This window comes from Ruegeria sp. AG6 (genome assembly GCF_056541565.1).
On record NZ_JBQFYQ010000001.1, the window covers coordinates 334,885 to 356,191 of the forward strand.

The window sequence follows — 21,307 nt, forward strand, 5'->3', positions numbered from 1 at the left end:
GCAGGGCCTATTCGACCGCGATTTCCTGGCGCAGTTTTCCAGTTGTTTTGTCAAAGATCAGAATGCGATTGTCATCGGTTGCGACGGCATACCAGTTTGCCCCGATGGTCAGGGCCTGCGCCCGGGCGCCGTCGGGCAGCGCGATCTGATCCGGCAAGGTGGGTGTGCGGTCCGATAGGCGGATGACAATCAGGGCGAATGTCACTAGAACCCCGCCAATCATCACCGCGGTCAACAGCATGACCATCCGCCGCAGCAATCGCAGTTGCGGAGTTTCCTGCGGTTCTTGAGGTTCGGAAGGGACAGTCATGGGCACCCGCCAGATTGAGTTTCAGATCGCGGCCGATCCGCCGCCTCGCCTTGATAAGGCGCTTTCCCGCGATGTACCAGACGGGGAAAGCCTGTCGCGCACCCGACTTGCGCGTCTGATCGAAGAGGGCGCGGTACAGATCGACGGTGCCGAGGTACGCGACCCCAAGGCCAAGGTGGCCGAAGGGGCGCGTGTCACGATTGTCGTGGCCGAGGCCGAAGACAGCCATATCGGCCCCGAGGACATCCCGCTCGAGATCGTCTTCGAGGATGCGGACGTAATCGTCGTCAACAAACCCGCAGGCATGGTCGTACACCCCGCGCCGGGATCACCCAGCGGGACTTTGGTGAGTGCTTTGCTCCACCATTGCGGAGACGATCTGTCGGGCGTCGGCGGGGTGAAACGCCCCGGTATCGTGCATCGCATCGACAAGGAAACCAGTGGCCTTCTGGTGGTCGCAAAGTCAGACGCGGCGCATCACGGGCTGGCCGAGCAGTTCGCGGCGCATAGCGTCGAGCGGTATTACCGTGCGGTGTGTTACGGGGTGCCGGATGCCAACGATCCTCGGTTGCGCGGTGTCAAAGGGATCAGCTTTGAACCCGGCAACATCATGCGCGTTACGACGCAACTTGCGCGACACAAGACCGACCGTCAGAGACAGGCGGTTCTGTTCCATGGCGGGCGGCATGCCGTGACACGCGCGCGCGTTGTCGAGACATTTGGAGTGCCTGCGGGTCTTGCCCTGATCGAGTGCTGGCTTGAAACCGGCCGAACGCATCAGATCCGCGTTCATATGGCCCACGCGGGGCACGGGCTGGTGGGCGACCCGGTTTATGGCGGCAAGCGCAAGTTGTCCGCCAAAGCGTTCTCTGCCGCTGCCGCCGGTTTTGCAGGCGCTTTTCCCCGTCAGGCACTTCATGCCGCTGTTTTGGGATTCGAGCACCCTGTCACTGGTGAATCCCTGCGGTTCGAGGCCGGTTTACCGCAAGATATGCAATGCCTTGTCGAACGTCTGCGGACACCGCTGTCATAATAAGCAAACTCCTGTGAAAAAGGGCTTTTCACCTTTCCTTAACGGAAGATTAATTCCAGACTGTTAGCAGCACCTCTTGAATGGGAAGGGTTCCTTACCCATATCCTATGTTAAACATCTAAACATTTGTCGGAGGGACACAATAATGGCAAACTACGCAAATCTTCCCGCACCGACGCCCGAGGGCGGCCTGAATCGCTATATGCAGGAAATCCGCAAGTTTCCTCTGCTGGAGCCGGAAGAAGAATACATGCTGGCCAAACGCTGGGTCGAAGAGCAGGACACCGAAGCCGCGCACAAGATGGTGACGTCTCACCTGCGTCTGGCGGCCAAGATCGCCATGGGCTATCGCGGCTATGGTCTACCGCAGGCCGAAGTGATTTCCGAGGCCAATGTGGGTCTGATGCAGGCTGTCAAACGGTTTGACCCAGAAAAAGGCTTCCGTCTGGCGACCTATGCCATGTGGTGGATACGTGCCTCGATCCAGGAATACATCCTGCGGTCCTGGTCTCTGGTGAAACTGGGCACGACCTCGGCGCAGAAAAAGCTGTTCTTCAATCTGCGCAAGGCCAAGGCCCGCATCGGTGCACTGGAAGAGGGCGACCTGCGCCCTGAAAACGTCAAGAAGATCGCCACTGATCTGGGTGTGACCGAAGAAGAAGTGATCAGCATGAACCGCCGGATGTCCGGTGGCGATGCGTCCCTGAACGCCACGGTCGGGTCCGAAGGCGAAGGCACCATGCAATGGCAGGACTGGCTTGAGGATGAGGATGCTGATCAGGCCGGTGACTACGAAGCACGCGATGAACTGGAAGCGCGTCGGGAATTGCTGGCGGCGGCTCTGGATGTGCTGAATGATCGGGAAAAGGATATCCTGACCCAGCGTCGTTTGATGGATCAGCCGGTCACGCTCGAAGAGTTGAGCACTCAGTATAACGTAAGCCGAGAGCGCATTCGCCAGATCGAAGTGCGCGCGTTCGAGAAGCTGCAAAAGAAAATGCGGGATCTGGCGCGGGAAAAAGGCATGTTGGGCGTCAGCTAACAGTTGCGCCCTTCTTGCCTCGCAGGAAGATTCTTTGCGTTCAAGCAATGACGGAAAACGCCCTCTGATGATCAGGGGGCGTTTTTTGCGAATGTTGGCGGAAACTGAACCAAAGGCCTAAATCAATGGCTGAAGGTCGAAAGCTGTGTTAGGAAAAGACGTGTTTTGTCTTTGATTTCGCAGCAGAACGAGCGCTGGTGACCCCTCGGGAAGCGCGTAATTTGAAACAAGCCGAGTACGGAGGGCGCAATGCAAAGACCGGTTCAATTTGGTGTATTGGGTGCCGCGAAATTTGCCCGCGAATACATGGCCCCGGCGATACATGCCGCCAATGGGGCGCGCTTGGCCGCGCTGGCAACCTCGGATGCAGCGAAAGCAGAACCGTTTCAGTCCTTTTGCCCGGATTTGCAAGTATTTGACAGCTATGATGCGTTGTTGGCAGACGCCGAAATCGACGCAATCTACATCCCGTTGCCCAACCATATGCATGCGGAATGGAGCCTTAAGGCTTTGAGCGCTGGCAAGCATGTTCTGTGCGAAAAGCCCATGACCATGAAGGCGGATGAATTCGACGCATTGATCCAAAAGCGGGACCAAAGCGGCCTGCTGGCCGCCGAGGCCTACATGATCGTCCATCACCCTCAATGGCAGCTTGCAAGGAAACTGATCGCTGATGGTGCCATCGGCAATTTGGTACATGTGACCGGAGCGTTCAGTTTCGACAATCGGGCAGATACCCAGAATATTCGAAACCGCGCGGAAACGGGCGGCGGCGGATTGCGTGACATCGGGGTCTACGTGATCGGCGGGGCGCGCTTTGCAACCGGGCAAGAGCCTGTGTCGGTGCAATCCGCGATCCGTTGGCAGGATGATATCGACATCTTCACTGAAATTCGCGCGCAGTTCCCCGGATTTACCTATTCCAGCTATGTTTCCATACGGATGCATCCCCATCAGGAGATGGTGTTTCACGGCGAAAGCGGTTTGATCCGTCTGACGACCCCGTTCAATGCACGTGTGTTCGGAGAGGCTCGGGTCGAGCTGCACCGGCCGGGGCTTGAAGTTCAGGTCACCCGCTTCCCCGGAGCAGACCATTACAAGTTGCAGGTCGAGGCCTTTTGCCGATCAATCAGGGACGGGGCGGAGTATCCCTGTCCTTTGGAATTCTCACGCGGGACGCAAGAGGTGATTGATCGTGTATTCGAAGGCGCGATTTCGCTGTAACTTGCGTTGCGGCCAACGGCTAAGCTATCCTGAGTGTCACAATTTCAGGAGATGACCGATGGCCGGAGGTTGGGCACGCGACGGCGCTGTGAGCGAACAGATCGAAGCGTCGATCTCAGATGAACTGGCGCGGATGCAGGCGCAAAAGCGGCCCCAGGGCGAAAGCTTGACCCATTGTGCCGAATGCGAGGAACCTATCCCGGAAAAGCGTCGCGTCGCGTTGCCCGGAGTAAAGCTCTGCCTGGATTGCCAGCAGGAACGGGACGGCGCGTTCAAGGCGCGCGGCGGCGTCAATCGGCGGGGGTCGAAGGACAGTCAGTTGAAGTGATCTTGGGTATGGCCGCGATGAGCCAAACGTACATGAGCTTCGATCGCGTCAGTAATCAAGACTTTAAACAGAACTGTCACATCGATGCATGATCATTGCTAATCTGCATGATCCCACCCATCCGCTTTTTAGCAGCAAAAACCAACCGTCAACGATGTGGTCTTCCTGACCTTTCTGGGCGTATTGTCGACTGCGCAGGCCTATTTGCTTTGGTACGAGGCCGCCGCACGTGTCTCGATCCTGACGGCCACCTGATTGGTCGCCACCTCAGTGGTGTTCACCTTCGTCAATCCGGCTATTTTTCTACGGGCGCCGATCATCCCAAGTGGCCGCTCTGGGGGCGACTTTGATCGTTTCGCAGTGTTTCTGGCGACCGGGAAAAACTAGGTGAAAGCCAAACTGGAGTTACCGGCGGCGCCACCAACGTCGCAGCAGGTTGACGTCCATGGCGGCCACCATGATGCCCAAAGGGATCATCCAAAAGCCCAGGACAGGAAGAAAACCGAAGACGCCCGCGACGATCAACAATAGCCCCACGACAAACCGCAGCCCCCGCGGGACGTTGCGGCGGATCCGGGCCAAGACAGGGTGCAGGCGGTGCTGGATGGCCCGCCAGCGCCCCTTGTCGCCCGGGTCAGTCACCCCTCCATCGCCTCCAACTCGTCGATAAAGCCCGAGATCATCGACAGGCCCTTGTCCCAGAAGTTCGGGTCGCTGGCATCCAGCCCGAACGGGGCCAGCAATTCCGTGTGGTGCTTTGATCCACCTGCGCGCAGCATTTCGAAATACTTGTCCTCGAAACCTTCGGCGCCGCTTTCATAGACCGAATAGAGCGCGTTCACCAACCCGTCGCCGAAGGCATAGGCGTAAACGTAGAAGGGCGAGTGAACAAAGTGCGGGATATAGGCCCAGAAGGTCTCGTACCCGTCCATGAATTCAAACGCGGGGCCAAGGCTTTCGGCCTGAACGCTCATCCACAGGGCGTTGATGTCGTCCGGGGTCAGTTCCCCCTCGCGACGGGCGGCATGCAGCTTGCATTCAAAGTCATAGAAGGCGATCTGGCGGACCACCGTGTTGATCATGTCCTCGACCTTGCCGGCCAGCAGAACCTTGCGCTGTTCGGGCGTTTCGGCCTGATCCAGCATCTTGCGGAAGGTCAGCATCTCGCCGAAGACGCTGGCGGTTTCGGCCAGTGTCAGGGGCGTCGAGGACAGCATCTCGCCCTGATCGGCGGCCAGCACCTGATGCACGCCGTGGCCCAGCTCGTGCGCCAGGGTCATCACGTCGCGCGGTTTGCCCAGGTAGTTGAGCATCACATAAGGATGCACCTCGGTCACGGTGGGATGCGCGAAGGCGCCCGGGGCTTTGCCGGGCTTCACCGCCGCGTCGATCCAGCCTTTCGAGAAGAACGGCGCCGCAATGTCGGCCATGCGGGGATCGAAGGCGGCATAGGCCTCCATCACGGTTTTCTCGGCGTCCTCCCACGACACGGTGCGGGTGTCTTCCATCGGCAGCGGCGCGTTGCGGTCCCAGACCTGCATCACATCCAGCCCCAGCCACTTGCGCTTGAGCTCATAGTACCGATGGCTGAGTTTGGGGTAGGCGGCCACAACCGCCTCGCGCAGGGCTTCGACCACTTCGGGTTCGACATCGTTCGACAAGTGACGCCCTGTTTGCGCGGTCGGCATCTTGCGCCAGCGATCGACGATTTCTTTCTCTTTGGCCTGCGTGTTGTGGACACGGGCAAATGTTTTAATGTTCTCCTGAAACACGCGGGCCAGTTCGCGCGCCGCTGCCTCGCGCTTGGAGCGGTCCTGTTCGGTCAGCAGGTTCAGGGTGCCCTCGATGTTCAGTTCATTGCCATCCACATTGAACGTCAGACCGGCGATGGTTTCGTCGAACAGACGCTCCCACGCGTCGCCGACAACGCCCAGATCGTGCAGGAATTTTTCCAGCTCGTCAGACAGCTGATAGGGCTTCATCGCGCGGATACGCCGGAACACGGGCTCGTATCGGGCAAGATCCGGGTTGGCAGCAAAATGCGCCCCAAGCACATAATCTTCGATCCGGTTGATCTCGAGCGTGAAAAACACCAGAGGCGTCGTGAACACGGTGATCTTTTCCTGCATGTCCGACAGGAACTTGGCCCGCTCTGCGTCGGTGGTCAGCTGGTAATAGCGCAGACCGGCAAAGGACATAATACGGCCTGCGACCGCGTTGATCTTTTCATTGCGCTGAACGCAGGCCAAAAGGGCCGCGGCGTCCAGCTCTGCCAGCTTGCCTTCATAGTCGGCCGCAAAGGCGGCACATTCGCCTTCCAGCCAGTCCAGGTCGCGCGCCAGTTCGGGCGCTTCTTCGGATGTGTAGAGATCCGTCAGATCCCATTCGGGGAGATTGCCCAGATTGTCGGCGCCGCCCATTGCGTTTGCGTCACGGACGGGAAAGGGAAGGTCGCGCATGGATCACCTTTTGTAGACTGCTTTTGCAAACATCTAGGGGTGGCGCGCGCGGATCACAAGCGGCCAATCCCAAGGTGAAAAGGTTTACGTGGAAACCAGCTCGGACGCCCCATTTGATTGGTTGGCCCGGAAATGCCTGGCAAGCTGGTCCAGAACCGGGCCCCGAACGTCCGGTGCTTCCATCAGCACTTCATGTTCACCGTTCGGGATTTCGATCAATGTACCATTCGGCCAATTGGCCATGCGCGCCCGAATGGCCTTGCGATCGACGATCTGTTCGTGGCTGCCCAGAAAAGTCAGACAGGGTGTCTTCGGGGCGGGCTGTTCCATCAACCATTCGCATTCGTCCAGCGACTCGCGCAGCCAGCGGTTGGAAGGGGCACCAAGAGCCAGTTCGGGATGCGCATTCAGCTGATTTTGCATCATCCGGTACATGTCCGGGTCGCGGGTCAGCATATTCCCATCGAAAGGTTGCGACAGGACATAGCTTTCAAGCGTTGTGGTCGGGGGGGTGCGTTCGCCAAGGCCAAGCGCGGTGCCCCAATACGCTGTAACGCGGCTCAGAGGTTTCATGACCGGAGTGAAGAAAATTCCCCACATTGGGCCGGTGAACGCGCACGCGGCAAAACACCCTTTTTCGATGACGGCACGCAACCCGATGGCACCGCCCATCGAATGCCCGACGACATACCACGGCTTGGGCAGATCCAGAGCGTTCGCAAGGTCCAGGGTTGACTGAACATCGTATTGGTAATCGGTGAAATGATCGACATGGCCGATGCGTGGGTTGTCCAGCAGCCGATCCGAAAGACCCTGACCGCGCCAGTCCACGGCCAGCATAGCAAAGCCGCGTTTCGTGAATTCACCGGCTGTACTGCCATATTTTTCGATATATTCGGTGCGTCCGGGGAACATCATGACGGTGCCATGTGCACCATCATCCGGAAGCCAGTGACCCACGCGAATGCGTGTTTGGTCAGACGTCGTCAACCAGTGGGCCTTTCCACCGGCAGGTCCGCCGGCCACGTCTTCAAAAAAGGGGGCCGGCGACAACTCCATCAGGCCAGTACCGAGGCAAGCTTCATGGCAACACCCATGTCGCCGTCAATGCTCAGCTTTCCGGACATGAACGCGCCGGTCGGATTCAGCTCACCGCTGAGGATCTGTTCGAACGTCTCTGCATCAGCGCTCATGGTGACACTGGCCTCTTCATCGCTGACCCGCGCACCGTTTTCGTCCAGGACGATCGAACCCAGATCAGTGATGGCAAACTTGGCTGTGTCATCAAACGCGCCGCCATCCAGTTTTTCGTTCAGTGCGGCAGCCGCCTTTTCAAGAGTCTCGCTCATGCTTTTCCTCATATTGTTAGTGCGCCGTGAATGGACATCCCCGGTCGCAACGCTACACTGACTATTGTTATGAGCATTGCAATTCACAATCTCAAAGGTACCGTTGCGGCACTTTTTGTCCTAGTCACGTTTTCCTCCAATTGTTTCGCGCAGCAGGCGGATTCACGGGACGAGGATGAGTTGCTGCAAAAACTGGCGCAGTCGACCCCGGAACAGGCAATTGCACTGGATCGGCAGTTGCAGGCGCTGTGGTCGCAATCGGGGTCTGCGTCGGCTGATCTGCTGCTGGAGCGGGGACGCGAAGCCTTGGATGAGGGCGACGTCGGCGCTGCTCTGGATCACCTGACCGCGCTGACGGATCACGCGCCTGATTTTGCCGAAGGCTGGCATCTGCGCGCCTCTGCCTTTTTCGGGGTCGAGCGATTTGGTATGGCGGCCGCCGATCTGGAACATGTGCTGACGCTGAATCCAAACCACTATGAGGCGATCTACGGTCTGGGTCTGATCTTTGAAGTTATCGGGGAACCTCGGAAAGCCTACGAGGCTTATTCTCGGGCCTTGGCTATACATCCCCATCACGAAGAAGTAACCAATGCCGTGAATCGGCTGAAGCCTCAGGTTGAAGGCAAGGCGCTGTAAGGCTCGGGGCAGGGGGCGAATGTGAGCGGGTCATCCCGAATCGTGGCCGTACTTGGCCCGACCAACACTGGTAAAACCCATTACGCTATCGAACGCATGCTGGGCCATCGGACCGGCGTGATCGGTCTGCCGCTGCGCCTGCTGGCGCGCGAGGTCTATGACAAGATCGTTGCGATCCGTGGGCCGTCGGTGGTGGCGCTGGTCACGGGCGAAGAACGGATCGTACCGCCTCGCGCCCAGTATTGGGTGTGTACGGTTGAGGCGATGCCGGAAGGCATGGGTGCTGATTTCGTTGCCATCGATGAGATTCAGCTTTGTGCCGATCCGGAACGGGGTCACGTCTTCACCGACCGTCTGCTTAGGTCTCGCGGCACGAACGAGACACTGTTCCTGGGCTCGGACACAATGCGTGGCCCTATTTCGGCGCTGGTCCCCCAGGCGCAGTTCGTGCGGCGAGAGCGGATGTCGCAGCTGGTTTACTCGGGCTCCAGAAAGATCAGCCGGATGCCTGCGCGGAGCGCCATCGTGGGGTTCTCGGTTGAAAACGTCTATGCCATTGCCGAATTGCTGCGCCGCCAGAAAGGTGGAGCTGCGGTGGTCATGGGGGCGCTCAGCCCGCGGACCCGGAATGCACAGGTGGACCTGTACCAAAACGGTGAGGTTGATTACCTGGTTGCCACGGACGCTATCGGGATGGGGTTGAACCTGGATGTGAACCACGTTGCGTTTTCATCCCTGTCCAAATTCGACGGGCGCAGGATGCGTCCGCTTGCGCCGAACGAGCTGGCGCAGATCGCGGGCCGGGCAGGTCGCGGGATGTCGGATGGCACATTCGGCATAACCGGAGAGGCCCCGCCGCTGGACGAGGGCGTGGCGCAGGCGATCATGGACAGCCGGTTTACGCCGATGAAAAAGCTGAACTGGCGAAATGCCGCCCTTCGGTTCGGCTCGATTGATGCGCTGATCGACTCGCTTGAGGTCGGCCCGGATGATGAACACCTGATCAAGGCCCGCCCTGCTGATGACCTGAACGCGTTGAAATCGCTGTCGCAAGTGACCGAAGTTGTCGCCCGTGCAAGCGACGGCCCGTCCATCCGGTTGCTGTGGGATGTGTGCAGAATCCCTGATTTTCGCGGTATCAGCCATGCGGAACATGCCAGCTTGCTGGAGGTGATCTATGGCCATCTGCATGAACGGGGATCCATTCCCGACGAGTTTATGGCACGGCAGATCAGACGGATCGATCAGACCCACGGCGATATCGACGCTTTATCTAAAAGATTGGCATATATTCGCACGTGGACATATGTTGCGCAGCGGAAAGGGTGGGTTCGTGACGAATCACATTGGCGTAACGAAACCCGCACTGTAGAAGACAGACTGTCCGACGCTCTGCATGAGCGTCTCACGCAAAGATTTGTGGATCGGCGCACATCCGTTTTGTTGCGCCGGCTCAAACAGAAGGAGGCCCTTTTGGCCGAAGTAAATGACAAGGGTGAAGTGACCGTCGAAGGCGAATTCGTCGGTCGTCTGGAAGGGTTCCGGTTCATCCCGGACAAAAGCGCGCAGGGAACCGAGGCAAAAGCTCTGAAATCGGCGTCTCTGCAAGCACTCGCGCCGCAATTCCATCTGCGCGCCGATCGCTTCTACAACGCGCCCGATACTGAAATTGATTTCACTGATCAGGGTGGCCTGATGTGGGGTGAATACGCCGTTGGCAAGCTGGTTGCCGGGGCGGAACCTCTCAAACCTATGGTCGAAGTGTTCGTTGACGAAGCGGCGGGGCCGGATGTCGAGCAGAAAGTGCAGCGCCGTTTGCAGCACTTCATTGACCGCAAGGTGGCCGCTCTGTTCGAGCCGCTGCTGAACCTGTCCCGCGATGAGGAACTCAGCGGCCTTGCCAAAGGCTTTGCTTTCCGCATGGTCGAAGCGCTGGGTATCCTGCCCCGCGCACAGGTCGCACAAGAGGTCAAGGATCTTGATCAGGACGCCCGCGGCGCCTTGCGCAAGCATGGTATCCGGTTCGGCCAGTTCACCATTTTCATGCCGCTGCTGCTGAAACCGGCCCCGACGCGTCTGCGTCTCGTGCTTTGGGCGCTGTCCAGCGGGTTGCAGGAATTCCCCGAAGCGCCGCCTCCGGGCCTGGTGACCGTGCCGGTCGCCAAGGATGCGCCGCAGGGCTATGACACCATGTGTGGCTACCGCGATGCAGGCGAGCGTTCGATCCGTATCGACATGCTGGAACGTTTGGCGGACATGCTGCGCGCAGAAGACAGCCGCGGCGGTTTCGAAGCCAAACCCGATATGCTGTCGATCACCGGTATGACGCTGGATCAGTTCGCAGACCTTATGCAGGGGCTGGGATACAAGGCGGAACGCGGCGAGCGGCCGAAAGTCAAACCTGCACCGGCCGAACAGCCGGCGGCAGCTGAAGCGGACAAACCGACCGCCGAAGAAGCCCCGGCAAGTGAAGTCGCGGCAGAAGACGTCGCCGCACCCGCCGAGGCGGCAGCCGAGGCCACCGACGGCACCGAGGCGGCAGCCGAGGCTGGTGCGGACAGCCTTCCCGCAGAACCAGTGTCAGACGAACCCGAGGTTGAAGTGTTCTACACCTTCACCTGGGCCCGTCAGCGACAGCCCAACCGAGGTCCGCGCCGCGAGCAGGGGCAGGGCAAGGGCAAACCGCGCGGCAAGCCGCAGGATGGCCGTGGCAAACCGCATGGCAAGAAGGGCGGCAAGCCTCAGGGCGCCAAGACCTTCTCGTCCCGGCCGCCGAAAAAGGAAAAGGCGATTGATCCCGACAACCCGTTTGCAGCCGCGCTGATGGGTTTGAAGGACGGCAACTGATCCGAAATGGCCGAGGCCAAGCTGCGGATTGACAAATGGTTGTGGCAGGCGCGGTTCTTCAAGACCCGCAGCCTGGCCGCCAAACAGGTCAGCGGGGGCCATGTCAGGTTGAACGGAAGCCGGGTGCAAAAACCGGCGCAGGCCGTGGCCCCGGGCGACGTTCTGACCTTTCCTCAGGGCCGTATCGTCCGCGTTGTGCGCATCGAAAAAATCGGGGATCGCCGTGGTCCGGCCCCCGAAGCGCAAACGCTGTATTTCGATATGACCGAAAAACAGGACGTTCCGCCCAAAAATCCGGGGTTTGAGGGAAAAGGTCGCCCGACAAAGAAAGATCGCCGTTCTCTTGATCTTTCTCGCACCGAAGATCGCTGATCATATCTTGAAGAGTAGGCCAGACTGAATTAGCTAAACGCTCAAACCGCAAACGGGAATCCGATCATGACCTATGTTGTCACCGAAAACTGTATCGCCTGCAAATATACCGACTGTGTCGAAGTATGTCCGGTGGACTGTTTCTATGAAGGTGAGAACACGTTGGTCATCCATCCCGACGAATGCATCGACTGCGGTGTTTGCGAACCGGAATGCCCGGCCGACGCGATCCGCCCCGATACTGAACCGGGCATGGATCAATGGGTCGAATTCAATCGCAAGTACTCGGAAATGTGGCCCGTGATCGTCACCAAGAAAGATCCGCTTCCCGATGCGGAAGAACGCGACGGTGAAGAAGGCAAGATGGAGAAGTATTTCTCGGAAGCACCGGGCGAGGGTGGTTGAACGATTCGCGCTCAAACCTCTGTTTGATGCGAAAAGAACGCGGCTCAACCTGTTGAAAACAGGTTTAATATGAAAATTTACCGCCGGGTAAACTTTCGGGTGTCGTATTTTTGTGATATACTTGGTTCTTGTATGATGACCGAGATTGGGATGCGCTCCACAAGTATGCTCGCTTTGGAGATTTGAATTTGTGACAATATCGCCGCCTGTCGGGGCTGAGAAAGTCCCCGCATGTGGTGCTTTTGTTGTCTGTGTCCCGTCCGCAAGCAAGGAAAAAACTGAATGACAAAGTCGAAAAAGCTCGAGTTCCGCCCGAACGACTATGTTGTCTACCCCGCTCATGGCGTAGGCCAGATCATCTCGATCGAAGAACAGGAAGTCGCGGGATTCTCTCTGGAGCTGTTCGTCATCTCATTTGAGAAAGACAAGATGACTCTGCGCGTGCCGACCAACAAGGTTACCGAATCCGGCCTGCGGTCGCTCAGCTCGCCCGACGTGATCAGTCAGGCAATGAAAACGCTGAAGGGAAAGGCAAAGGTCAAACGCGCCATGTGGTCGCGCCGTGCTCAGGAATACGAGCAGAAAATCAACTCGGGCGATTTGATTTCGATTGCGGAAGTGGTCCGCGATCTGCATCGCACGGACGACCAGCGCGAGCAGAGCTATTCCGAACGTCAGCTGTACGAAGCTGCGCTGGAACGCCTGACCCGCGAGGTTGCGGCGGTTTCCGGCACCGGCGAAGTATCCGCCGCCAAACAGGTGGACGAAGTTCTGACCTCTCGCGCTGCCTGACAGCGAGTTCGATATGACAACAGGCCGCTCCACCATCGGGGCGGCCTTTTTCGTGGCTTGGTGAATTCCGCAAGTACCGCTAATTCTACTGTATATGCAGCAAGCTACAGGGCGGACATGAAGCAGACAGTTAGATATCTGTATATCGGACATGACCCGATTTCGGTCTGGTTTCGGTACGCTCTGATCCTGTTCGATGTTGCGACAATCATTTTCTTTGTCGCAACGGCTCACGTCCCTCATGGTCCCGGCTTGATCCTTGCAAGCCAGTTGATCGGTTTTTTAATTTTCTTGGACTTTTCAGCGCGGCTTTGGATTTCAAAGGATCGTTGGAAGCTGCTGCGCCAGATTTATACGCTGGCGGATATTGTCGTTATCGTCTCGCTGGTTCTGGATCCGTTTCTGACGGGCAACCTGGCTTTCCTGAGGATTCTGCGGGCCTTGCGCCTGATCCATTCATACCACCTGCTCAGGGACTTGCGACGCGACAGTACCTTTTTTCGCACCCATGAAGACGCGGTGATTGCAGCAATCAATCTGATGGTTTTCGTCTTTGCCACCTCTACGGCGGTATTGGTGTTCTTCATTCCGGAAGACGCCCAGACGCCTTACATAGACGCGCTGTATTTCACCATGGCCACCCTGACCACAACCGGGTTCGGCGACATCACGCTGAGCACACCTTGGGGCAAGCTGTTTTCGGTCTTCATCATGGTCGTGGGCGTCGCGTTGTTTGTCCGTTTGGCGCAGGCGATATTCATGCCGCAGAAGGTACGTCACAAATGCCCAAGCTGCGGGTTGTATCGGCATGATCCGGATGCCGTGCATTGCAAGCACTGCGGTGGAACACTGCGGATCGAAACAGGCGGCGCGTCCTAAATCTGCGCGCTGATGGCAAGCAGAAACGCGATCTCGGCCAGTTGTTGCGATGCCCCAAGTATGTCCCCGGTCTGGCCGCCGATCTTCTTGCGCGCTGTCAACGCCAAGATGGCGGCAACCAAGGCAGCAGAGAATATGGCGGTGATCGCCGAACCCCCGCACATGAAAACGGCGATTGTAACGGCCAGGCCCAAGGACATGCTGACCGAAATCGCGCCGGGGGTTCCCACCGAATGGCTCAGCCCCGATTTTCTGGCGTTTGGCAGGGATGCCATCAAAACCGGCATCAGGGCGCGTGAGAACACGCAGGCTGCCAGAATCGGCCAAATCGACCCGGTTGCCAAAATCGTGGCAACTGCCGAAACCCGAGCAAGCTGGGAAACAACCAAAGCGAGAACACCATAGGTTCCGATCTGGCTGTCTTTCATGATTTCAAGTCGACGTTCAGCGGTGAACCCGCCCCAGAGGCCGTCGAACGTATCGGCCAGACCGTCCTCGTGTATTGCGCCCGTCGTCATGATCAACATTGCAACCAACAGTGTCGCGGCAACAAAAGGGGGCAGATGAAAGACCATTGCCAACCATCCGACCAGACAGGCGATCGCTCCGACGGCCAGCCCGGCGATAGGGAAGGCCCATGCCGCCTGTGCCTGCCGCTTGAATACAGGTTCCGGCAATCGGGGCAGGGGCAGGCGGGTCAACAGCACCAGAGCCAGCGGAATATCCCACAGGGAAAAGGGATTGGTGTCGTTTTTCTGCACGCCCGTGCCTTTCGGGGTCTTGTTGGTTTCGATGCTTCGGTTAAACACACAGGACCACTCTGATGCAATGAGGCTTTCATGTTGCCTGAACTGAATGATTTGAACGCGTTCCGTGCTGCGCTTGCAGCGGCTCCGGGGCCGGATGCCACCGCGGCGCAGGGCGCGGCAGAGCGAAACGGACAACTGACGAAACCCCCGGGCGCGCTGGGGCGACTTGAAGATTTGGCAATCTGGTACGCAGGATGGCGCGGAGATGCCCGTCCAAAGATCGCGGCGCCACAGGTCATCGTCTTTGCCGGAAACCACGGAGTCACCGCACAGGGGGTCTCGGCCTTTCCGTCGGAAGTGACCGTGCAAATGGTGATGAACTTCGAACATGGCGGTGCGGCGATCAACCAGCTGGCCCGGGCGGCGGGTGCAACGATGGATGTTCACGCGCTGGATCTGGATAACCCGACCGCAGATTTCACCCGGGCACCGGCCATGACGGAAGCCGAATTGCTGGACGCGCTGCGCACTGGCTGGCAGGCCGTGGATCCGCAGGCTGATCTGTTGGTCGTGGGCGAGATGGGCATTGGCAACACCACCCCGGCAGCCGCGATTGCCTGCGCGCTGTTCGGTGGTGACGCGGCCGATTGGACAGGTCGCGGGACGGGCGTCGATGATGCGGGGCTGACCAACAAGACCCGTGTTGTTGCCGAAGGTGTAGCGTTGCACAGGTCAGAGGATGGCCTTGAAATTCTGCGCTGCCTCGGAGGTCGTGAGATTGCGGCGATGGCCGGGGCGATTGCCGCCGCGCGGATATTGCGCATTCCTGTGATCCTAGACGGTTTCATCTGTACCGCTGCCGCTGCCTGCCTGTGGAGGCTGTCGGACACCGCGCTGGATCACGCCGTGGCCGGCCACCAAAGCGCCGAGGCCGCACACGGTGCCGTATTGGTGAAGCTGGGCAAGGAACCGCTGCTGAGCCTTGGTCTTCGGCTGGGCGAAGGCTCGGGCGGGGCGCTGGCGATCAATATTCTCAGAAGCGCCGTGGCCTGCCATTCCGGTATGGCAACCTTTGCCGAGGCAGGAGTGTCTGACGGTTGATTCATTGCCTGACCCGGGCACAGGCTTGGGTCAGGCGGACTTCTTGGCGTGTTTTTCGGCCAGTTCCAGCAGCGCGGTTTCCAGATCCTTTTCCAGCTGCTGTGCACGCTCGATGTATTTCTTGTTTTCGGCAGTTGGCAGACCCGGGACCCACAGCTCGGCGAGATCGCGAACAGACATCCGGTCATGATGATAAAAAGTCTGTTCCGCCTGTGCGGCCTCGTACTCACTCAGCCCGATATTCTCCAGAACATAGCGGCCTGCGCGCAATGAGCTGTCGAAAAGTTCCCGCACGATGTCGTTGGCACCAGCCTGATAGAGCTCGTACACATGAGTCCGGTCGCGGGCGCGTGCGATGATGTGCAGGTCAGGGCGCTGCCGTCTGGCATACCCGACAAGCCGCGTGACTTGTTTGTGGTCATCCATGGCAGCGACAAGGACCGACGCTTTTTCCAATCCCGCAGCGCGCAGCAATTCAGGGCGTGTTGGATCGCCCAGAAACCCTTTGACCCCGAAACGGCGCATCAGCTGAATAGTTTCGATGTTGTGGTCCAGCACAACCGTCTTGAATCCGCTGGCCCGCACCAGCCGGTTTACAATCTGCCCGAACCGACCAATCCCGGCGATGATGACGGGGCCTTTTTCGTCAATTTCATCCGGCACGGGTTCTTTGGAAGTGTCGCCGATCTTTCGCGACAGAAGATCGTAGATGATAAACAGAAGCGGTGTGATCAGCATCGTCAAAGCGATGATCATCAGCAGTTTTTGGGACAGGTCGGGGGGGATGACATTCTGTTGCGTGGAAAATGCCAGCAGAACAAAGCCAAACTCACCCGCTTGCGCCAAGCCCAAGGTAAACAGCCAGTGATCGCGCCCACGCAACTTGAAGGCCTTGCCCACAAGATACAGGATGATCCCTTTTGCAAGGATCAAAAGAAGCGCCAGACCGATCAGGTCAAGGGGGTCATCAAAGAAATAGGCAACATCGATCCCGGCACCGACCGTGATGAAGAAAAGCCCAAGCAAAAGCCCTTTGAATGGCTCAAGGTCGCTTTCCATTTCATGTCTGAACTCGGAACTGGCCAGAACCACGCCCGCCAGGAAGGCGCCCAGGGCAGGGGAAAGTCCGACGAGGGTCATCAGGAAGGAAATCCCGACCACGATCATAAGCGCCAGGGCGGTATACATCTCGCGCAGGCGGGTCGCGTGAATGAAGCGAAACAGCGGACGGGTCAGGTAGACACCGGCCAGAATGACAAACACCACTGCCCCGATCGTAACCAGCGTGACGGCCCAACCCGGCAGACCTTCGACCAGAGAAAGGCTGTGATGGTCCGCGCCGTGAAGTCCTCCGGCCCCGCGGTCAATCGAACCATCCGATTTGATCTGAGGTATGGCCGGCAAGGCCAGAAGTGGAAGCAAGGCCAAGATCGGAATGACCGCTATGTCCTGCGTTAACAGCACCGAAAACGTAGCTCGACCGCCATTTGTTCGCATCAGGCCCTTTTCGGAAAGGGTCTGAAGAACGATTGCCGTGGATGACAGCGACAAAGTCAGCCCTACGGCCAGGGCGACCGACCAGGGGTGGTTGGCGTACATTGCCACGGCAGCAATCGCAGCCGTCGACAACGCAACCTGCAACCCGCCCAACCCCAGCAACTTGTCGCGCATATCCCACAGGGCGCGCGGCTCCAGTTCCAGACCGATCAGGAACAGCATCATCACCACACCGAATTCGGCAACGTGCTGAAGGTTTTCCGTTTCCGCGCCGACAAGGCCAAGAACAGGACCAATGATAATCCCGGCGGCCAGATACCCCAGAACCGACCCCAACCCCAGCCGTGCAGACAGGGGAACGGCGATGACTGCGGCTGCCAGATAGATTGAAGCCTGATATAGGAATACGTCCATAGGTGTCCTCTCGGGCCCGTTCAGGTGGGCAGGGGGGCGTCGCGTTTCAGTTGGTCCATTACGATCTGGCTCTGAACTCTTGCAACGGCAGGATGCGGCAGGATGACCGAATGTAGCAAGCTGTTGAGCGCGGAAAGATCGTCACAATAGATGTGCAGCAGGTAATCTGCCTCACCGGTCATCGTCCATGCGCTGGTAATTTCGGGGCGGGTGTCGACCATGCGGGCGAAGCTTGCAGATTGTTCAGGGCCATGAGTTCCCAGATGGACCTGAACAAAGCCTTGCACTTGCAGACCCAGTTTCAACGGGTCCAGCCGCGCGGCATACCCGGTTATGTACCCTTCGGCTTCAAGCCGCTGGCGGCGGCGTCCTGCCTGACTGGGTGACAGGTTCAGCATTTCGCCCAGTTGGTGCGCGGTCAGGTGTGCGTCCTTTTGCAGGGCGGAAAGCAATCGCTTGTCGGTCGCGTCCAGCATGTGCGGAAAAATCCTGCCTTTATTAACTTTTATGCGCGTTTTGCGCGCCTATCGGCAGTTTACACGAAAACAATGCGCAGAAACAGCGTCATAAAAGTCATATTTTTGAATCAGCAAAGAAATTCCTGTTTTCGAAGGAGACGCGCCATGGGTCCTTTCCCACACAACGCCCCGAAATCTGTTATCAGCGAAGAAAACCCTGCCGGTACCGATGGGTTTGAATTCGTCGAGTTTGCCCATCCTGAGCCGCAGGAGCTGCGTGATCTGTTCGCGAAGATGGGGTTTGACCTGGTGGCCCACCACAAGGAAAAGCCCGCCGTCGAGCTGTGGCAGCAAGGGGATGTCACCTATATCCTGAACGCGGATCCCGACAGCTTTGCCGCGAGGTTCGTGGACGAGCACGGACCTTGCGCGCCATCCATGGGGTGGCGAGTTGTTGACGCGCAAAAGGCCTATGACCATGCCGTATCAAAAGGTGCGGAACCTTACGACGGCGCTGACAAAACCATGAATGTGCCTGCGATCAAGGGCATCGGCGGATCGTTGATCTATTTCGTCGATCAATATTACGACACATCGCCATACAATCAGGAATTCGAGTGGATCAAAGAATCCAAACCTCGGGGCGAGGGGTTCTTCTATCTCGATCACCTGACGCACAACGTCTACAAGGGCAACATGGACAAGTGGTTCAAGTTCTACGGCGACCTGTTCAACTTCCGTGAAATTCGTTTCTTTGACATTCAGGGCAAGTTCACCGGGTTGTACAGCCGGGCGCTGACGTCTCCTTGCGGTCGTATCCGCATCCCCATCAACGAAGACCGCGGTGAGACGGGGCAAATCGTATCCTACCTGAAGAAATACAAAGGTGAAGGCATTCAGCATATTGCTGTCGGCAGTGACGATATTTACGCCTCGACCGATGCAATTGCGGAAAACGGTCTAAAATTCATGCCGGGCCCGAACAAGGCATATTACGAGATGTCCAAGACCCGCGTGGCCGGCCACGAGGAGCCGCTGGACCGGATGATGAAACACGGCATCCTGATCGATGGTGAAGGCGTTGTCGACGGTGGTGAGACCCGGATTCTGCTACAGATTTTCTCGAAAACCGTCATCGGACCGATCTTCTTCGAGTTCATTCAGCGCAAGGGCGACGACGGTTTCGGCGAGGGAAATTTTCAGGCGCTATTCGAATCCATTGAACGCGAACAGATCGAAAGCGGCGAGATTTCCGCAGCCTGATTGCAACGCACTGACACGCCGGGGGCAGTTCATCTGCCTTCGGCGCTTTTATGTGACGGTTGGTGCGTCAGAAGATCGATTGCCGGTTTTCAGCTGCGCGGCATCGCCAGGGTCACGTTGCGGCCCTTTTTCTGATATCGAAGCTCACTGTCGCTGATCGCGATGACTTTCCCGCCATCAAGGCGGTCTCCGACTTTCAGCTTTTTGTAACGCCCGCTGGGAAGCCGCACCAATGCGCGTCTGTTGGCCGGCGTTCCGTAGACCCCGATCAGGTTCAGCCTGCGCAGGTTGATTGCGTTGTCGATCGTGGCTTGTCGTGCGACCGACGCGGTCGAAGGGATTTTGGGCGCGAGGGTCTTTGGTTGGAACGATCCTGCGTCATCGGATTTCTGATCCAATGCTGCTGTGGACCCAAGATTCGAACTGTTTGAAGCAGGTGATTTGGCAGGGGCCAATCCGGCGGGGCGGGATTTGGGCCGCGGGACTCTTACGACAGCCAAGGCCGTTGGTGCCTCATCGACCTGTGGTTCGGTCTGAAGGTTTTCCGGGCGCGCTTTCGGTCGCTTGGATGCCAATTCCTCCAATGACCGGCCACCCAGTTGACCGCGCTCGAAATTCTCGACCAGATCAGCGGGGCGCGGCTTGGGCCGAATGCCTGCCAATCTGTCGTCGACCTCGTCAACCACAGGTTCTTCTTCGAAACGAACTGGAGTTTCAGGTGGAACCTTGGAAGGGCGCCCCAGATAAACAACGACCCCCGCCGGATTCACGGTGCCTTCCGGTGTAGGCACGACCAGGCCGTTCTCATCCAGATCAAACCGAGTGCCCGCAATGTTGGGGGATACGTCGGGTTCAAAAGGAGCGTCGGTGTCAAAACTGGGGTCGGGCGGTAAGGCAACCGCATCCTCGAACAGATCGGCGTGGTCCAGCGATGCCAGATACAATTCCTGCGGTTCCACAGTCTCAGGTATTTCCGGTGCCGCAGGCGCTGTCGTGCTTATGCCCGTAACGGCCTCGACACCTTTTAGTGTTTCGGGGTCCTGAGCGACGGAGTCCACCGCAGTAGGGGCAACTTTGAGCGCCTCCAGAATGGCTGCATCTGTGGCAGTCAGATCCGGCTGCGTGCCGGTCTCGGTTTCCGAGGCCTCGTTCGCAGGCACTTCGGCGTCATCGGTCGCAAGGTCCGGAACGGTTTGTTGCGGGGCTTCCAGCGCCGCCGTGTCCAGCTCCGATTCAGGCAGGGGCTCTGCGGCGGGTTCAGTGGCGGGAACCGCAACCTGAGCCGGGCTCTGTTCGGCCTGATCCTGTTCAGGGTCGGACCCCGATGCCAGCCAAACGCCAACAAGTCCACCAACGAGAAGCACGGCGGCAAAGAGCGGAATGGCAGACCGGTTTACCCCTGAAGATGCATCAAGATTGTTCGTTGTTTCCCGGGGTGCTCGAAAAGCCTCGGGCGCGGCGGTTCCGGCAATCGGATGGGTGGGCAGGTCGGAATCATCAGCCTGTTCAACTGCGTCCGTTTCCACCGGAGATGGCTGGTTTTCCGGGTGTGACAGATCGGAAGCGTCCGAGGTTTCGCGAAACAACGCCTCACGCGGGAACGCGCCCTCTTTGTCTTCGGCGGTGAACGCCACCACCACAAAACCATTTTCCGAGGCAAAGGTCCGCGCTTCGGCCAGAGTTTCAACCGCCACGGTGGCAACAAAGGTCGTGTCGCCTTCGGTCTGGCTGTCATAACTCAGTTCTGACAGGGCGTAAGGCGTGGCCTCGGTCAGAGCAGTTTCGATACGTTCCGCCCGGTCTTCCGGCGGCAACCTATCGGTCGAAAGCTCTAGAAACCGAATCTGATCCTCTGGCAGCACAAGCTTGCAGCTCAGATCATTTTCCAGCGCAAATGCCTTTTCCCGCAACGCCTGCATCTGTGCGGACAAGTCCGGAACATCCAGCGGAATCGTACCGACAACAAACCAGTCGTCATCAGAACGGTGGTGCAGTGTTATTCCGGTCGCAGAAAAAGACAGCGCAAAGGCGGGTTTCATATTCCGGAGGAACCATAATTATCAATGTCAATGCAAACGACTTTGCGTTTGCAGACCGACATTAAAGCAGGAACCCGCCGAGGGAAAGAAAAAGGCGGTATCTCCTC

At 58.2% G+C, this 21,307-nt stretch carries 21 protein-coding genes; 12 read left to right on the forward strand and 9 right to left on the reverse strand.

Features of this window, described 5'->3' with window-relative positions:
• Positions 1 to 7: 7 nt before the first annotated feature.
• Positions 8 to 310, reverse strand: a complete 303-nt coding sequence (locus ACR0I0_RS01670; protein WP_152457651.1) for a DUF6476 family protein — start codon at positions 308 to 310, stop codon at positions 8 to 10.
• Between ACR0I0_RS01670 and ACR0I0_RS01675 the strand changes: the two genes are divergently transcribed.
• From ACR0I0_RS01675 to ACR0I0_RS01690, 4 genes are all read left to right on the forward strand, one after another.
• Positions 309 to 1,343, forward strand: a complete 1,035-nt coding sequence (locus ACR0I0_RS01675) for an RluA family pseudouridine synthase (protein ID WP_480489944.1) — start codon at positions 309 to 311, stop codon at positions 1,341 to 1,343. The two genes, ACR0I0_RS01670 and ACR0I0_RS01675, sit on opposite strands and share 2 nt — an antisense overlap.
• Before the next feature lie 145 nt (positions 1,344 to 1,488).
• The gene (gene rpoH, locus ACR0I0_RS01680; RefSeq protein ID WP_171116444.1) at positions 1,489 to 2,385 is read left to right on the forward strand and encodes an RNA polymerase sigma factor RpoH; all 897 of its coding nucleotides are present in this window, start codon (positions 1,489 to 1,491) and stop codon (positions 2,383 to 2,385) included.
• Between the two features lie 249 nt (positions 2,386 to 2,634).
• Positions 2,635 to 3,609, forward strand: a complete 975-nt coding sequence (locus tag ACR0I0_RS01685; RefSeq protein WP_480489946.1) for a Gfo/Idh/MocA family protein — start codon at positions 2,635 to 2,637, stop codon at positions 3,607 to 3,609.
• A 58-nt stretch (positions 3,610 to 3,667) separates the two neighbouring features.
• The gene (locus tag ACR0I0_RS01690; protein WP_170346639.1) at positions 3,668 to 3,937 is read left to right on the forward strand and encodes a DksA/TraR family C4-type zinc finger protein; all 270 of its coding nucleotides are present in this window, start codon (positions 3,668 to 3,670) and stop codon (positions 3,935 to 3,937) included.
• A 405-nt stretch (positions 3,938 to 4,342) separates the two neighbouring features.
• Here the strand turns inward: ACR0I0_RS01690 and ACR0I0_RS01695 are convergent, their stop codons facing one another.
• From ACR0I0_RS01695 to ACR0I0_RS01710, 4 genes are all read right to left on the reverse strand, one after another.
• Positions 4,343 to 4,579: a hypothetical protein gene (locus tag ACR0I0_RS01695; protein WP_171633140.1), complete on the reverse strand. Its 237-nt coding sequence runs from the start codon at positions 4,577 to 4,579 to the stop codon at positions 4,343 to 4,345.
• On the reverse strand, positions 4,576 to 6,396 hold the full coding sequence (locus ACR0I0_RS01700; protein WP_480489948.1) for a M3 family oligoendopeptidase: 1,821 nt from the start codon (positions 6,394 to 6,396) through the stop codon (positions 4,576 to 4,578). The genes ACR0I0_RS01695 and ACR0I0_RS01700 overlap by 4 nt, the downstream gene beginning before the upstream one ends.
• A gap of 84 nt (positions 6,397 to 6,480) precedes the next feature.
• A complete protein-coding gene (locus ACR0I0_RS01705) occupies positions 6,481 to 7,455 on the reverse strand; it encodes an alpha/beta fold hydrolase (RefSeq protein WP_171723459.1) in 975 nt (324 codons plus the stop codon).
• Positions 7,455 to 7,745, reverse strand: a complete 291-nt coding sequence (locus ACR0I0_RS01710) for an SCP2 sterol-binding domain-containing protein (protein ID WP_152457676.1) — start codon at positions 7,743 to 7,745, stop codon at positions 7,455 to 7,457. Before ACR0I0_RS01710 ends, ACR0I0_RS01705 begins: the two co-directional genes overlap by 1 nt.
• A 30-nt stretch (positions 7,746 to 7,775) precedes the next feature.
• Here ACR0I0_RS01710 and ACR0I0_RS01715 point away from each other — a divergent pair, with 30 nt between their 5' ends.
• The 6 genes from ACR0I0_RS01715 to ACR0I0_RS01740 all read left to right on the forward strand — a co-directional run bounded on the left by ACR0I0_RS01715 (position 7,776) and on the right by ACR0I0_RS01740 (position 13,679).
• Positions 7,776 to 8,384, forward strand: coding sequence for a tetratricopeptide repeat protein (locus ACR0I0_RS01715; RefSeq protein WP_171633129.1), 609 nt, complete (start codon positions 7,776 to 7,778; stop codon positions 8,382 to 8,384).
• A 21-nt stretch (positions 8,385 to 8,405) separates the two neighbouring features.
• A complete protein-coding gene (locus ACR0I0_RS01720; RefSeq protein WP_480489951.1) occupies positions 8,406 to 11,231 on the forward strand; it encodes a helicase-related protein in 2,826 nt (941 codons plus the stop codon).
• A gap of 6 nt (positions 11,232 to 11,237) precedes the next feature.
• On the forward strand, positions 11,238 to 11,603 hold the full coding sequence (locus tag ACR0I0_RS01725; RefSeq protein ID WP_171633125.1) for an RNA-binding S4 domain-containing protein: 366 nt from the start codon (positions 11,238 to 11,240) through the stop codon (positions 11,601 to 11,603).
• 66 nt (positions 11,604 to 11,669) lie between these two features.
• On the forward strand, positions 11,670 to 12,008 hold the full coding sequence (gene fdxA, locus ACR0I0_RS01730) for a ferredoxin FdxA (protein ID WP_152457680.1): 339 nt from the start codon (positions 11,670 to 11,672) through the stop codon (positions 12,006 to 12,008).
• Positions 12,009 to 12,290: 282 nt separating this feature from the next.
• Positions 12,291 to 12,800, forward strand: coding sequence for a CarD family transcriptional regulator (locus ACR0I0_RS01735; protein ID WP_171116428.1), 510 nt, complete (start codon positions 12,291 to 12,293; stop codon positions 12,798 to 12,800).
• A 117-nt stretch (positions 12,801 to 12,917) separates the two neighbouring features.
• Complete coding sequence (locus ACR0I0_RS01740) at positions 12,918 to 13,679, forward strand: ion channel (protein ID WP_171633123.1); 762 nt, start codon at positions 12,918 to 12,920, stop codon at positions 13,677 to 13,679.
• On the opposite strand, the gene cobS is transcribed toward ACR0I0_RS01740, so the two are convergent.
• Complete coding sequence (gene cobS / locus ACR0I0_RS01745) at positions 13,676 to 14,488, reverse strand: adenosylcobinamide-GDP ribazoletransferase (protein ID WP_480489953.1); 813 nt, start codon at positions 14,486 to 14,488, stop codon at positions 13,676 to 13,678. The two genes, ACR0I0_RS01740 and cobS, sit on opposite strands and share 4 nt — an antisense overlap.
• Positions 14,489 to 14,518: 30 nt before the next feature.
• Here cobS and cobT point away from each other — a divergent pair, with 30 nt between their 5' ends.
• Complete coding sequence (cobT, locus tag ACR0I0_RS01750) at positions 14,519 to 15,529, forward strand: nicotinate-nucleotide--dimethylbenzimidazole phosphoribosyltransferase (RefSeq protein ID WP_210092215.1); 1,011 nt, start codon at positions 14,519 to 14,521, stop codon at positions 15,527 to 15,529.
• A 30-nt stretch (positions 15,530 to 15,559) separates the two neighbouring features.
• Here the strand turns inward: cobT and ACR0I0_RS01755 are convergent, their stop codons facing one another.
• Both ACR0I0_RS01755 and ACR0I0_RS01760 read right to left on the reverse strand, forming a co-directional pair.
• Positions 15,560 to 17,440 carry a monovalent cation:proton antiporter-2 (CPA2) family protein gene (locus ACR0I0_RS01755; RefSeq protein WP_480489955.1) on the reverse strand — a complete coding sequence of 627 codons (1,881 nt, stop codon included), beginning with the start codon at positions 17,438 to 17,440 and terminating at the stop codon, positions 15,560 to 15,562.
• Positions 17,441 to 17,460: 20 nt separating this feature from the next.
• On the reverse strand, positions 17,461 to 17,916 hold the full coding sequence (locus ACR0I0_RS01760) for an Lrp/AsnC family transcriptional regulator (protein WP_171633115.1): 456 nt from the start codon (positions 17,914 to 17,916) through the stop codon (positions 17,461 to 17,463).
• Positions 17,917 to 18,063: 147 nt separating this feature from the next.
• Here ACR0I0_RS01760 and hppD point away from each other — a divergent pair, with 147 nt between their 5' ends.
• Positions 18,064 to 19,161, forward strand: coding sequence for a 4-hydroxyphenylpyruvate dioxygenase (hppD, locus tag ACR0I0_RS01765; protein WP_210092216.1), 1,098 nt, complete (start codon positions 18,064 to 18,066; stop codon positions 19,159 to 19,161).
• An 89-nt stretch (positions 19,162 to 19,250) separates the two neighbouring features.
• Here the strand turns inward: hppD and ACR0I0_RS01770 are convergent, their stop codons facing one another.
• Positions 19,251 to 21,200 carry a hypothetical protein gene (locus ACR0I0_RS01770; protein WP_480489957.1) on the reverse strand — a complete coding sequence of 650 codons (1,950 nt, stop codon included), beginning with the start codon at positions 21,198 to 21,200 and terminating at the stop codon, positions 19,251 to 19,253.
• Positions 21,201 to 21,307: the final 107 nt, after the last annotated feature.

Excerpts from the sequence above, each read along its gene's own strand:
- ACR0I0_RS01670 (WP_152457651.1), bottom strand. The coding sequence starts at position 310 with ATGACTGTCCCTTCCGAACCTCAAGAACCGCAGGAAACTCCGCAACTG.
- ACR0I0_RS01770 (WP_480489957.1), bottom strand. The coding sequence starts at position 21,200 with ATGAAACCCGCCTTTGCGCTGTCTTTTTCTGCGACCGGAATAACACTG.
- ACR0I0_RS01715 (WP_171633129.1), top strand. The coding sequence starts at position 7,776 with ATGGACATCCCCGGTCGCAACGCTACACTGACTATTGTTATGAGCATT.
- ACR0I0_RS01705 (WP_171723459.1), bottom strand. The coding sequence starts at position 7,455 with ATGGAGTTGTCGCCGGCCCCCTTTTTTGAAGACGTGGCCGGCGGACCT.
- ACR0I0_RS01690 (WP_170346639.1), top strand. The coding sequence starts at position 3,668 with ATGGCCGGAGGTTGGGCACGCGACGGCGCTGTGAGCGAACAGATCGAA.
- rpoH (WP_171116444.1), top strand. The coding sequence starts at position 1,489 with ATGGCAAACTACGCAAATCTTCCCGCACCGACGCCCGAGGGCGGCCTG.
- ACR0I0_RS01755 (WP_480489955.1), bottom strand. The coding sequence starts at position 17,440 with ATGGACGTATTCCTATATCAGGCTTCAATCTATCTGGCAGCCGCAGTC.
- cobT (WP_210092215.1), top strand. The coding sequence starts at position 14,519 with ATGTTGCCTGAACTGAATGATTTGAACGCGTTCCGTGCTGCGCTTGCA.
- ACR0I0_RS01675 (WP_480489944.1), top strand. The coding sequence starts at position 309 with ATGGGCACCCGCCAGATTGAGTTTCAGATCGCGGCCGATCCGCCGCCT.
- ACR0I0_RS01710 (WP_152457676.1), bottom strand. The coding sequence starts at position 7,745 with ATGAGCGAGACTCTTGAAAAGGCGGCTGCCGCACTGAACGAAAAACTG.
- ACR0I0_RS01760 (WP_171633115.1), bottom strand. The coding sequence starts at position 17,916 with ATGCTGGACGCGACCGACAAGCGATTGCTTTCCGCCCTGCAAAAGGAC.
- ACR0I0_RS01700 (WP_480489948.1), bottom strand. The coding sequence starts at position 6,396 with ATGCGCGACCTTCCCTTTCCCGTCCGTGACGCAAACGCAATGGGCGGC.
- ACR0I0_RS01685 (WP_480489946.1), top strand. The coding sequence starts at position 2,635 with ATGCAAAGACCGGTTCAATTTGGTGTATTGGGTGCCGCGAAATTTGCC.
- ACR0I0_RS01725 (WP_171633125.1), top strand. The coding sequence starts at position 11,238 with ATGGCCGAGGCCAAGCTGCGGATTGACAAATGGTTGTGGCAGGCGCGG.
- ACR0I0_RS01735 (WP_171116428.1), top strand. The coding sequence starts at position 12,291 with ATGACAAAGTCGAAAAAGCTCGAGTTCCGCCCGAACGACTATGTTGTC.
- hppD (WP_210092216.1), top strand. The coding sequence starts at position 18,064 with ATGGGTCCTTTCCCACACAACGCCCCGAAATCTGTTATCAGCGAAGAA.
- ACR0I0_RS01740 (WP_171633123.1), top strand. The coding sequence starts at position 12,918 with ATGAAGCAGACAGTTAGATATCTGTATATCGGACATGACCCGATTTCG.
- fdxA (WP_152457680.1), top strand. The coding sequence starts at position 11,670 with ATGACCTATGTTGTCACCGAAAACTGTATCGCCTGCAAATATACCGAC.